This window comes from Achromobacter marplatensis, from assembly GCF_002209535.1.
Taxonomy (GTDB): Bacteria; Pseudomonadota; Gammaproteobacteria; order Burkholderiales; family Burkholderiaceae_B; genus Achromobacter; species Achromobacter marplatensis.
Genome location: NZ_NJIG01000001.1, coordinates 374,478 through 386,801, shown reverse-complemented (window position 1 = coordinate 386,801; position 12,324 = coordinate 374,478). Strand labels below are relative to the sequence as shown.

12 protein-coding genes are annotated in these 12,324 nt (G+C 65.7%); 2 read left to right on the top strand and 10 right to left on the bottom strand.

Annotation, left to right across the window (positions count from 1 at the left end):
* Positions 1–8 precede the first annotated feature (8 nt).
* The 7 genes from CEY09_RS01675 to CEY09_RS01645 form a co-directional block, all read right to left on the bottom strand.
* Entirely contained in the window at positions 9–920 is a 912-nt protein-coding gene (locus tag CEY09_RS01675) for a LysR family transcriptional regulator (RefSeq protein ID WP_088587297.1), read from the bottom strand.
* A gap of 120 nt (positions 921–1,040) precedes the next feature.
* On the bottom strand, positions 1,041–2,390 hold the full coding sequence (locus CEY09_RS01670; protein ID WP_088587589.1) for an amidase: 1,350 nt from the start codon (positions 2,388–2,390) through the stop codon (positions 1,041–1,043).
* A gap of 91 nt (positions 2,391–2,481) precedes the next feature.
* Positions 2,482–3,165: a DUF2848 domain-containing protein gene (locus CEY09_RS01665; protein WP_088587296.1), complete on the bottom strand. Its 684-nt coding sequence runs from the start codon at positions 3,163–3,165 to the stop codon at positions 2,482–2,484.
* Positions 3,166–3,236: 71 nt separating this feature from the next.
* Positions 3,237–4,520 (bottom strand): TRAP transporter large permease, encoded by a 1,284-nt coding sequence (locus CEY09_RS01660; RefSeq protein WP_088587295.1) that lies wholly within the window; start codon positions 4,518–4,520, stop codon positions 3,237–3,239.
* Positions 4,517–5,137, bottom strand: a complete 621-nt coding sequence (locus CEY09_RS01655; RefSeq protein ID WP_088587294.1) for a TRAP transporter small permease subunit — start codon at positions 5,135–5,137, stop codon at positions 4,517–4,519. Before CEY09_RS01655 ends, CEY09_RS01660 begins: the two co-directional genes overlap by 4 nt.
* A gap of 81 nt (positions 5,138–5,218) precedes the next feature.
* A complete protein-coding gene (locus tag CEY09_RS01650) occupies positions 5,219–6,265 on the bottom strand; it encodes a TRAP transporter substrate-binding protein (protein WP_088587293.1) in 1,047 nt (348 codons plus the stop codon).
* A 416-nt stretch (positions 6,266–6,681) separates the two neighbouring features.
* A complete protein-coding gene (locus CEY09_RS01645; RefSeq protein ID WP_006222264.1) occupies positions 6,682–7,587 on the bottom strand; it encodes a LysR family transcriptional regulator in 906 nt (301 codons plus the stop codon).
* Positions 7,588–7,654: 67 nt separating this feature from the next.
* Here CEY09_RS01645 and CEY09_RS01640 point away from each other — a divergent pair, with 67 nt between their 5' ends.
* Positions 7,655–8,614, top strand: coding sequence for a DMT family transporter (locus CEY09_RS01640; RefSeq protein WP_088587292.1), 960 nt, complete (start codon positions 7,655–7,657; stop codon positions 8,612–8,614).
* 146 nt (positions 8,615–8,760) lie between these two features.
* Positions 8,761–9,951, top strand: a complete 1,191-nt coding sequence (gene fabV / locus CEY09_RS01635) for an enoyl-ACP reductase FabV (protein ID WP_088587588.1) — start codon at positions 8,761–8,763, stop codon at positions 9,949–9,951.
* A gap of 9 nt (positions 9,952–9,960) precedes the next feature.
* Here fabV and CEY09_RS01630 read toward each other — a convergent pair whose 3' ends face one another.
* From CEY09_RS01630 to CEY09_RS01620, 3 genes are all read right to left on the bottom strand, one after another.
* The gene (locus CEY09_RS01630; protein ID WP_088587291.1) at positions 9,961–10,269 is read right to left on the bottom strand and encodes a fimbrial protein; all 309 of its coding nucleotides are present in this window, start codon (positions 10,267–10,269) and stop codon (positions 9,961–9,963) included.
* A gap of 218 nt (positions 10,270–10,487) precedes the next feature.
* Complete coding sequence (gene serB / locus CEY09_RS01625) at positions 10,488–11,213, bottom strand: phosphoserine phosphatase SerB (protein ID WP_088587290.1); 726 nt, start codon at positions 11,211–11,213, stop codon at positions 10,488–10,490.
* A gap of 12 nt (positions 11,214–11,225) precedes the next feature.
* Entirely contained in the window at positions 11,226–12,134 is a 909-nt protein-coding gene (locus CEY09_RS01620) for a LysR substrate-binding domain-containing protein (protein ID WP_088587289.1), read from the bottom strand.
* Positions 12,135–12,324: the final 190 nt, after the last annotated feature.

Sequence of the window (12,324 nt, the reverse complement as noted above, 5' to 3'; positions counted from 1 at the left end):
ATTCCTTATCAGGGTTTTGCCGGATGGCGCAGTGCGTCTTCACGCGCGATCTGCTGCGCGGCTTCGGCCACCACGCGGGGAATCTGGCTGTCGGGGCCCTGCATCCAGCAGGCCGTGTAATGCAAGGGCGGCAAGGCCGGCGCCTTCACTTCCAGGATGCGCAATTCGCCCTGGGCAAGTTCTTTGCGCAGGATGACCGGCGCGATCACCGCCGTGCCGATGCCGTCCTGCGCCATGCGCACGATGACGCTGAGCGCGGAGCTCCCGTACATGCGCGGCGACTCCACGCCGGCCTGCAGCATCAGCTGCCGAACCGAGCGGTGCGGATCCGTGGTGGACGAATAGGTAATGACCGGCCACTCCGCCAGCCGTTTCAGGCTGATGGGCTGCCGTCCGACCTTCAGCTTCGGGCTGGCGACCCAGCTTAGCGGGTAGTTGCACAGGTACAGGTTTTCCACGCGGGGCTCTTCCATCGGCCCCAGCAGAAACGCCAGGTCGATCTGGCGCGCGGCCAGTTGCGACTTCAGCATGGTGGTCGTATCGACCTGGATCTCGACCATCAAGGCCGGGTAGCTGTCGTGCAGATACTCCATCAGCGTGGGCAGCCAGGTGTGGACGATCGTCTCGGAGACGCCCAGCCTGAGCGTGCCGCTCATGATGCTCTTGGCGGCTGCGGCCTCTTGCATGTCGCGCCGCAGCTGCAGCATGCGCTCGGCGTGGGACAGCAATTCACGGCCCTTGCCCGTGAGCTTGATGCCGCGGGCGTCGCGGTCGAACAGGCGGATGCCCAGGTCTGATTCCAGCGACGCGATGCGCTGCGAAATCGCCGGTTGCGTCGCGTTCAGCTTTTCAGCGGCAGCGCGGAACCCGCCCAGGGTGGCAACCCAAAAGAATGTTTCGATATTGCGCAGATCGATCATGGAGCCGGCGTCCCGCGTATGCCCACAGCGTGTGCAATCCCAATCCTCATCTTAGCCGCAGACGGGCTGCGGCACGGCCTGCCCGCGCCCTGCCCCGCCCGTCTTTGGCATGGCCTGCGATCAGCGCGCGGCCAGGCGCTCTTCGACCGACAGGCCGATCGCCAGGATACGGCGGTCGGCGCCGTTGCTGCCCGCGATCATCAGCCCCACCGGCGCCGTGCCCTGCGCGTGGCACGGCAGCGACAGGGCGCAGCCATCCAGGAAATTGATCAGCGTGGGGTTGCGCAGGATCAGGCCGTTGGCCGCGTAGTAGGCCTCGTCGGAAGCTGCCAGGTCCGCCACTGCGGGGGCCACGATGGGCGTGGTCGGCATGATCAGGGCGTCGTAGCCGGCGATACGGCGGTCCACGGCCGCCACCCAGGCTTCGCGGGCGTCCAGCAAATCCAGGTAGTCGGCGGCCGACATGTCCTGCCCACGCATGATGCGCGACACGACGCGCGGGTCGTAGCGCTTGCCGGCGCGGGCGATCAGGCCGCGGTGCCAGGCCCAGGCTTCCGCGGCGGTGAAGCCGCCCTTGCTGTTGATGTTGCCCAACTCCGCGAATTCGGGAATGGCGATTTCGTCGACCATAGCGCCCGCTTCCTTCAGGCGCGCCACGGCGGCGGCGAAGCTGTCGGCCACGTGCTTTTCCATGGCGTCCAGCGCCAGGGTCGTCGGCACGGCCAGGCGCAGGCCGCGCAGCGGCAGCGCCTCCGGCACGGGGCCGCCGTCACCCGACAGGATGGCGTCCAGCTCCGCGCAGCAGCGCACGCTGGCGGCGATGGGGCCGATGGAATCCAGGTTGGCCGACAGCGGCAGCACGCCGGTCATGGAAACCCGCCAGGCGCTGGGCTTGAAACCCGTCAGGCCGCACAGCGCGGCCGGGATGCGCACCGAACCACCGGTGTCCGACCCGATGCCGGCAACGGCCATGCCGTCGGCCACCGACACGGCAGCGCCCGAGGACGAGCCGCCCGGAATGCGGCCGGTCGCGCGGTCGTAGGGGTTCAGCGGCGTGCCGTAGTGCGGGTTGATGCCCAGGCCCGAATACGCGAATTCGGTCATGTTGGTGCGGCCGATGATGACCGCGCCCGCCGCGATCAGGCGCTGCACGACTTCGGCATTCTCGTCGGCCGCCGGTTCGCCTTCGCGCGCCACCGAGCCGGCCATCGTGGTTTCGCCTTCGATGTCGAAGAGGTCCTTGATGCTGATGGGCAGGCCTTCCACCGCAGACCGCACAATGCCGGCCGCGCGCAAGGTATCGGAGGCGCGCGCCTGGGCCAACGCCGATTCCGTATACAGCTTCGTAAACACACGAGCGCCCTCGCCCGCCTCGTCCCGGGCGCGCGCCAGCGCGGCCTCAGTCAGTTGCACAGCGGTGGTGCGGCCCTCGCTCAGGGCCAAGGTCAGTTCATTCAAGGTCGAAACCATCATTGTCCTAGTGCCGTCTTGCGGCGTAAAAGTGCGGACAGGCGCAGCCTCAAGAGGTGCGCCTGGCGATCAATACCGTGCGAAACCGGAATCAGGCCACCACAGGCAGCGATTCGACATGATAGCGGTGACTCAGCGTGCGTTGGCGGCGCGGGTCGAACAGTTCCATGGTGAAGTCCGCCGCCGCGCGGATGCCGCCAATGGCACCCACCGTGCCGCAGGTCATGCCGGCGCCTTGCGGCAGGACGGCCGCGCCGCCGGTGTAACCGGCGATCAGGTCCTGCGGCGTGCGCAGCGTGGACAGCGGGCCTTCCTGGTACAGCACCTTTTCGCCGTTCTCGACGATGTAGGAGCGGATGACCAGTTCATCCCAATAGTCGGCCACGTCGGCCAGGCGCCAGGCGCCGGTGGCAACCGGCTTGACGCAGACCTGCTTGGACATGGCGACGCTGACCGTCTCCAGTTTGCGGTCGGTATGGTCGGACGCGATGCTGACGTACATCTCCCCGTCCACGGCGAAGACGAAGGTCTCGACCTCGCCCGAGGATTCTTCGCCCACGGCCTGCACGCTTTCGGCCTGGGTCAGCTGGTTGTCGGCGATGCGGTAGTACAGCGGCACGCTGGTCGGGCGCGGCACGCCGATGGCGGCCAGCTCTTCGATGTGGTGCTCGATGGCGGCGATGTCGCGCCCGGCCCAGCCGGCCACGATCAGCGTGTTGAAGTCCACTTCCACCTGGCGGGGATTAGCGTCGTCGATGTTGAATACGGCTTTCATATCAGTCCTGCGGATTCAAAGGGAGGGAACGGGGCGACCCAGGCCGGGCCGCCGCCGGTACGGATAGGGAATCAACCGAAGGCGCGCGGCAGCCACAACGCCAGGTCGGGCCAGAACGCCAACAGGGCCAGCATCACGAACATGGCGAGGACGAACGGCAAGCTGCCGACGATGACCGCGCTCATGGATCCGGCCTTGCGCAGACTTTGCACCACGAACAGGTTCAGACCGACAGGCGGCGTGATCAGGGCGGCTTCAACCAGGATGATGATCACGATGCCCAGCCAGATCGGGTCGTAGCCCAGCGCGATCATGATGGGCGCGACGATCGGGATCGTCGTGATCATCATGGACAGCGTTTCCATGAAGCAGCCCAGCACCAGGTAGAAAATCACCACGATCAGCAACATCCAGCCGGGCGACAGGCCCAGGCCAGTAATCGACTTGGTCAGCGCGTCGGTCAGGCCGGTGGCCGACATGACGAAGTTCAGGAAGCTGGCTGCGATGACAATCAGCATGATCATCGCCGTGGATCGCATCGTGCCTTCCAGCACTTCGCGCAGCATCGACCAGTTCAACCGGCGGAACCATGCCGCAAGGATGAAGGCGCCCAGCACGCCCAGCGCCGCGGCCTCGGTGGGCGTCGCAAGCCCCGCGTAAATGGAGCCCACCACCAGGAAGAAGATGCCCATGGGCGGCGCCAGATGTACCAGGCTGGCGAATCGTTGACCCCAGGTCGCATGGATCTTCTTGCCGCCCCACGAGGGCTTGGCCACGCAGGCGATCACGACCGTCAGCATGAACAAGGCCGCCATCGCAAAGCCGGGAATGATGCCGGCCAGGTACAGCTTGGGCACCGACGAATTCGTCAGCACGCCATAGATGACCAGGTTGATCGAGGGCGGAATCAGGATGCCCAGCGTGCCGCCGGCGGCCAGGCTGCCCAGGAACAGGGGCTCGTTGTAGCCATACTTGCGGATCTGCGGAAGGGCGACCGTGCCCACCGTGGCCGCAGTGGCCACGCTGGAGCCCGACGTGGCCGAAAACAGCGTGGACGCGCCGATGTTGGCATGCATCAGCCCGCCCGGCAGCCACGACAGCCACAGGCTCATCGCGCCGTACATGCGTTCGGCAAAGCCTGCGCGCAGCAGCACCTCACCCAGCATGATGAACAGGGGAATCGCCACCAGCAGGAACTCGTTGTTCGAGCTCCAGGAAATCTCGCCGATGGCGCGCGACAGCGGCAGCATCGAGAACAGCGGGTCCAGGATCAGGCCCAGCACGCCAAGCGCCGCGCCCACCGGAATGGACAGGCCGATCAGCACCAGCAATAAGGTCAATGCGGTGGAAATCATGCGGCCTCTCCCTTCACCATGCGCTCGCCCGCGGCGGCTTCTTCGTCGGCTTCTTCCTGCGCCGAACGCACGCCGCAGATCTGCTTGACCAGTTCGATGTCGCCCGTGACCAGCGCGGCGGAAGCGCGCGCCAGCATCAGGGCGACCGTGATGCACATCCAGGCCAGCCCCAGCAGCCAAAGCCCTTGCGGGATCCACAACGGGGTGGCCAGCGGCGTATTGGCGGCGGATTTCTGTGCCCATGAGGTCTGGACCACCTCGTAGGCGTAGTACGTCAGGAACACCATGAAGACGGCCATCGCCACCATGGAGATCCAGTCCAGCGCAGCGGACAGGCGCACCGGCAGGTATTGATAAAGCACGTCGACACGCACGTTGGCGCGCTGCAGCGTGGCGAACGCCAGCGCCCACGAGGTGCTGATGGCAAAGGCATAGCTGGACAACTCGTCGGCGCCGCCCGTGGTGAAGCCCAGGAATTTGCGGGCAAGGACGTCAAAGGAGATCAGCAGCACGCTGGCCACCGTCAAGGCGCCGCCGGCCCATACGGCCGCGCGAGAAAAACTCTCGGCGCGCCGCAACAGGCCGCCAAGCAGGCGGAAGTGTTCGGTTTGGGTCATGAATGGAACCTTTGCGGGCAACGCCCGTAATGACTTGCCTTGCAACGCGCCGCCGCGCAAGGCGGCGGCGCGCGACGGCGCTTACTTGCTGGCGGTCAGACCCAGCGTCTTGCCGATGGTGGCGTTGAAGTCCTTGACGCACTGCGCCGAGCAACGCGCGGCCCACTTCGGCAGGACGGCTTCCTGGGCGACCTTCTTGAGCAGGGCCTGGTCGGCCTCGGTGGGCTGCACCAGGACCATCTTGCCCTTGACCGGGAACGGGCACGCGGCGGCACCGGTGTTGCAGTCATAGCCTTCCTGCGTCTGGCGCGCGGCGGCTTCCCAGATGTTGTCGACCAGCGTCTTCACGTTGGCCTGAAGGAAAGTACGAACCGCGGGATCCAGCTTGTCCCAGGCTTTCTGGTTGACGGCGTGGATCTGCTGGTTCCAGTTGATGGGCAGCGCGACCAGGTGCGTGGAGACCTCGTACCACTTGGCCGAATAGCCCGACAGCGAACCCGTGATGGCGCAATCGACCACCTTGTTCTGCAGGGCCGGGACCACTTCGCCGAAGGCCATGGTGACGCTGGAACCACCCAGCGCTTCAACGAATTCGGCCGTGGTGCGGCTGCTGGTGCGCACCTTCTTGCCCTTGATGTCAGCCAGGCTCTTGATCTCGGCATTGCAGAACAGCACTTGTGCCGGATAGGTCGAGATGCCCAGCAGCTTGACGTTGCTGCCTTCGCCATACAGCTTGGCGTAGACGGGTTCGAACGCTTCGGTGACGGCGCGCGCGGTCTTGACGTCCGGCGCCAGGCCGGCCAGGTCGATCGCTTCGTTGATGGGGTTGTCGCTGGCGAAGTACGACAGGGTCGCGGTGCCGAATTCAATCACGCCCTGCGACATCAGGCGCAGCAGTTCGGGGCCCTTCAAGCCCATTTCATTGAAGCCCTTGATGTCCGCCGTAACCTGCCCTTTGGACAGCTCGGGGATGGTCTTGGTCCAGAACGGCTTTTCGTAGTCGTTGTAGGCGGTCAGGTTGGACAGGCCTCCCACGACCTTCAACTGGGTTTTGGGCAGATCTTGCGCGTGGACGGCGCCTGCCAGCAAGCTGGCAGCGACGGCGGCGAAAACAAGAGACTTCTTCATGGACAAAACTCCTGGCTGGCGGGATGGTCTGTCGCGCGCGGGATCCCGTTACCCTGATCGCACGCGGTTAGGAATCGGGGATTCAGGGTCGGGAGTCGAGCGCGCGGCGCGGCAGATCCGCCACCGCCTGCGTCCAGTGTTGGAACAGATGCGTATTCATGCTTTCCCCCCGCGCTGTGTATCCAGGCGTTGCTTGCTTATTGATGTGCCGCCATTGCATCGTCAGGGGCGCGGAGCGTCCAATCGTATGTTGCGATGTGGGGGTATAAATATTTCTTGGGTCTCCTGACGGCAGCCCGCCAAGAATCCCGCAAACCGCCTATTGACGGGGCTTAGCGGGCGATCGGGCACACCCGGACGCGGGCGGCCGAGGGACGCACCGGCACGCGGCTGTGCGTGGCATATGGGGAAAACACCTAGGCGGGAATGCCGTCGGCGGCCTGCGCGGCGACCTTCTGCGCCATCTGCGCAATGACCTTGACCGCATGGCTGTCCGGGCCTTGCACCCAGGTCGCCGTGAAACTCAGCTCAGGCAGCGGATCGGCCTCGACGCGCAGGATGCGCAATTCGCCGCGCGCAAGCTCCTTGCCCAGGAACACCGGCGCGATCACGCTGGTGCCGATGCCGTCCTGCGTCATGCGCACTACCATCGACATCGACGCGCTGCCGTACATGCGCGGCGCCGACACGCCCGCGCGCGTCAGCATGTCGCGCACGAAGCGGTACGGCGCGCTATTGGACGGGTAAGTGATGATGGGCAGCTTCCCAATCCGTTCCAGGGTCAGCGGTTCGGGCCCCAGATCCAGCGTGGGGCTGGCTACCCAGGCCAAGGGATAGGTGCACAGCGGCAAGTTCTCCACCCGCGCCTCCAGTACCGGCCCCATCAAGAAGGCAAGATCGATCTGGCGCGACATCAGGTGCGAGCGCAGCACGTGAGTGGTGTCGACTTCGATCTCCAGCACCAGCGCCGGATACGTCGTGTGGATCAGTTCGATCAACGTGGGCAGCCAGGTCTGCACGATGGTCTCGGCCACGCCGATACGCACCGTGCCCGTCATCACGTTCTGTTCGCGTGCGGCTTCAAACATGTCGCGCCGCACCTGCAGCATGCGCTCGGCGTGCGAGAGCAGTTCATGGCCCTTGGCGGTGAGCTTGACGCCGCGCGCGTCGCGCTCGAACAACAGCACGCCCAGGTCGGCCTCAAGCGAGGCAATGCGCTGCGATACCGCAGGCTGCGTGGTGTTGAGCTTTTCCGACGCGGCACGAAAGCTGCCCAGCGTAGCGACCCAAAAAAAAGTTTCGACGTTGCGTAGTTCTATCATTGGCCTTTTCCCCCGGCGCGATGAGCGTATCATGGCAGCCGCCCGTTTCCCCATTAGGAGCCTGTCCATGCCCCCGGCCGATCACGGTCGCCCGCCAGCCGCCGCGCCCGCCTCCCGCGGCCCGCTCGTCGGGATCCTGTTGCTGGTGCTATCGATGTGGACGCTCTCCTGTCTGGACGCCAGCGGCAAATGGGTGATGAACGCGGGCGTGCCGCTGCTGGTGCTGTCCTGGTTCCGGTATGTGGTGCACCTGGTCCTGGTGCTGGCATTGGTGCTGCCCACCAAGGGGGTCGGCGTGCTGCGCAGCAAACGCCCGCGTGAACAGCTAATCCGCGGGGGTTCGATGTTCCTGGCCACGCTGATGTTCTTCACGACACTCAGCTACATCCCGCAGGCCGAGGCCACGGCCATCAACTTCCTGGCGCCCCTGCTGGTGCTGTCGCTGGCGCCCTGGATCCTGAAAGAACCCGCGCGGTTCTCGCGCTTCGTGGCGGCGGGCATCGCCTTCATCGGCGTCATCATTGTCATCCGCCCGGGCGGCGGCCTGCATCCGGTGGGCACCATTTTCGGGCTGCTGACGGCCTGTTGCTTCGCGGCCCAGTTCATCGCCACGCGGCGCGTCGCCGGGGACGATCCGTTCACGTCGCTGATCTGGAGCGGCGCGGTGGGCACGGCCTGCCTGACGCTGTCCCTGCCCTTCGTGCTGCCAGCCGCCCTGCCCGTGCTGCAATCGCTGTCGGCCTTCGACTGGTTCCTGCTGATCTCGACCGGCGTGACCGGCGGCGTGGGCCACCTGTTCCAGATCGCCGCCTACCGGCGCGCGCCCGCCTCGACGCTGGCGCCGTTCATCTATCTGCAGATCATCAGCGCCACCTCCGTGGGGTGGCTGGTCTGGGGCCATTTCCCGGATCCACTGACCTGGCTGGGCATCGCCATCATCTGCGCCAGCGGCATCGGCATCGGTCTGGTCGAATGGCGCCGCGGGCCCGCCGCTGCCACCGCCCCGGCCAAGGCCGGCGTCCGCTGACCGGGGAAGGCGCAGCCAACGCCGACCCGCCAGCGGCCCTGGGCCGGCTCCCGTACAATGCTGGTCGCTTTTTGCGCTTTCGCGCACCGGTCGCGCCGGCATCCGGCATTCCCCCAGCATTTCGCACTTCCCCGAACGAGGTCTTCATGATCATCAAGCCCCGCGTGCGCGGTTTCATCTGCGTCACCACCCATCCCGTCGGCTGCGAGGCCAACGTGAAGAACCAGATCGACTACGTCAAGGCGCAAGGCCCGATCGCCGGCGGCCCGAAGCGTGTGCTGGTGCTGGGCGCGTCGACCGGCTACGGCCTGGCCGCGCGCATCAGCGCGGCGTTCGGCTGTGGCGCGCAGACGCTGGGCGTGTTCTTCGAACGCCCCGCCGAGGCCGCCAAGGCCGGCACGCCGGGCTGGTACAACTCGGCCGCCTTCCACAGGGCGGCCGAAGCGGAAGGCCTGTACGCCAAAAGCATCAATGGCGACGCGTTTTCGGACGAGATCAAGCAAAAGACCATCGCCGCGATCAAGGCGGACCTGGGCCAGGTCGACCAGGTGATCTATAGCCTGGCCGCCCCGCGCCGCACGCACCCCAAGACCGGCCAGGTCTTCAATTCGACGTTGAAACCGATCGGCCATGCGGTCAATCTGCGCGGCCTGGACACGGACCGTGAGGTCGTCAAGGAATCCGTGCTGGAACCGGCCACGCAGGCCGAAATCGACGCCACCGTCGCCGTCATGGGCGGTGAAGACTGGCAGATGTGGATCGACGCACTGCTGGAAGCTGGCGTTTTGGCCGAAGGCGCCACGACCACCGCCTTCACGTACCTGGGCGAGAAGATCACGCACGACATCTATTGGAACGGCTCGATCGGCGCCGCCAAGAAAGACCTGGACCAGAAGGTGCTGGACATCCGCGCCAAACTGGCCGCACGCGGCGGCGACGCTCGGGTCTCGGTGCTGAAGGCCGTGGTCACGCAGGCCAGCTCGGCCATCCCGATGATGCCGCTGTACCTGTCGCTGCTGTTCAAGATCATGAAGGCCGAAGGCACGCACGAAGGCTGCATCGAACAGGTCTACGGCCTGTACAAGGACAGCCTGTGCAGCGCCACGCCGATCCTGGATGCCGACGGCCGCCTGCGCGCGGACTACAAGGAACTGGATCCGCAAGTGCAGGCGCAGGTGCAGGCGCTGTGGACCCAGGTCACCAGCGACAACATCTACCAACTGACCGATTTCGCCGGCTACAAGCAGGACTTCCTGCGCCTGTTCGGTTTCGAGATCGAAGGTGTGGACTACGAGGCGGATGTGGATCCGGCCGTGGAGATCCGCGGCCTGATCTGACCCGGCTTCCTACAGGTAGTCGAGCGTCACGATGCTGTAGCGCTGATCCGGGCCGCCGTTGCGGCCCGGCACCGGCGGCAAGGCCTTGATGCTGACCGAGACGATGTTCGCTGCGGGAAGCGGCAAACGGCCGGCTGGTTGGTCGCACTGCGCTGAGGGGGGAACCGCCCCGGCCTTGCGGCCTTGCATATCGACCCGACACGCCGCGGGCTCGACGATGGCCCCCGTAAACCGGATCGCGCCATCACTGGCGCCGGCCACCGCAGGGGCCAGCAACGAGACAAACGACAACGCAAACACCGAATTGCGAATAGTCATGACGCCTCCCAAGGCGTAAGCAGGATCCGGAAGGCGGGTTTGCCCTCCCTTTCCCCATTACGGCGCCGTTTCGCTGAACCTCAAGCGCCCTGCCTATGGACCGGCTACTGGTGCACGCCCTGCTTGAAGCGATGCCGCAAACTGCTTTATCTCGGTTGTCAATCAGACTACTAGTGATTTTTCATCGGATCAATCTGGATTTTGTCTGAAACTCGGGCTCAGGCGGCGTCTTCGATCTTGAACAGCGTCAGCAGGCGGTCCAGCCCGCCTTCGTCGATCGCTACATTCACTTCACGCCGAACCGCCGGCTTGGCGTGATAGCCCACGGACAGGCCCGCCGCACGCATCATCGGCAGATCATTGGCCCCGTCGCCCACCGCAATCGCGCGCTCGGTGCCCACCCCCAGGGATGCGCACACCTCCGCCAGCTTGCGGCGCTTTTCTTCGCCATCGCAGATATCGCCCCAGGCCTGCGGCAGCAGCCGGCCCGTCATACGGCCATCCACCACTTCCAGCACGTTGGCGCGCACCTCGTCCAACCCCAGCCGCACACGCAAGCGGTCGGTAAAGCACGTGAACCCGCCCGTGACCAACAGGCAGGTCAGGCCGGCGGCCTTGCAGGCGGCGATCAGCGTTTCGGCGCCCGGATTGATCTGCACGCGTTCGTTGTAGACCTCGTCCAGCAACGCCTCGGGCATGCCGGCCAGCAAGGCCACTCGGTCGCGCAGGCTCTGCTTGTAGTCCACGATCTCGCCGCGCATGGCGGCTTCGGTCAACGCCGCCACTTCCGCCTTCTTGCCCATCAAGTCGGCCATCTCATCCAGCGTCTCGATCGAGATAAGCGTGGAATCCATGTCGAATGCGATGACGCGGTAATCGGAAAGCGCCAACGGCGGCGTAATGCCACGCCATTGCAGGCCGGCGGGCGGAGTGGAATGCAGCATGGGAGTCCTTGTCTATCCGGGATGGGGCAAGCCGTGCTGTTGCGCGCACAGCCAGGCGATGAAAACTTGCGCCGACGCCGCGGCCGGGCCGTCGTGCCGATACAGCGCATGGATGCCGGCGTTGGGCAATTGCGGCTGCGCGAACAAGGGCCGCAGGCGGTCGGCGCGGATATCGTCTTCCAGCAGGCTCCACGGCGCCAGGGCGATGCCCAGGTCGTTCATGGCGGCCTGCATGCACAGGAACTGATGGTCGAACACCGGGCCGGGCAACTGCGCGGGCACGTCCACCTTGGCCAGCGCAAACCAGCGCGGCCAATGGTCCATGCCGCCCGAGATCTTCAACAGCGGATGCCCCAGGCAGTCTGCCGGGGCCGCCAGCCGGTTGCGCTCGATGAAGCGCGGGGATGCCACCGGCAGATGGAAATCGTCCAGGCAATGCACACAGGCCAGGTCCGACTGCGCCATGAAGCCGTGGCGGATCAGGACGTCACTGCCGGTATCGCCGCCCCGATCCAGGAACGGGCGCGCCTGCGTGCTCAACTGCACGTCGATTCCCGGATGCTGCGCCTGGAAGGTCGACAGGCGCGGGATCAGCCACTTCATCGTCAGCGACGGGGTCGCACACACGCGCAGCACGCCGCCGTAGGCTGGCGCCTTCAGTTTGGCGGTTGCGATCGCGATGCGTTCCAGGCTGGCCTGCACTTCCGGAAAATACGCCTGCGCGCAAGGCAGCAACGCCACGCCGCGCGCTTCCCGGGCGAACAACTGCTGGCCCACATACTCTTCAAGAATGCGGATCTGCTGGCTGACCGCGCTGTGCGTGATGCTGAGCTCGTCGGCGGCGGCCGTGAAGCTGCGCAGCCGCGCCGCGGCTTCGAAGACGCGCAAGGCCTTCAATGGCGGCAGGCTCTGCCCCGCCATGTCAGCGGACGCCCGCCCGCGCGCCGTCCAGGCGCATGACTGTGCTGCTCTTTCCCACGTGTTCCCTTGTTGTGGTCTTATCGGCGGCGCGGCCTTGACCGGGCGCCTGCCTTGTTCAGCCGCATTCTAGGGGATAGTCGCGGCGCCGACCTCTTAGAAAATCTAACGCCACGCCTTAAAAAACACTGCT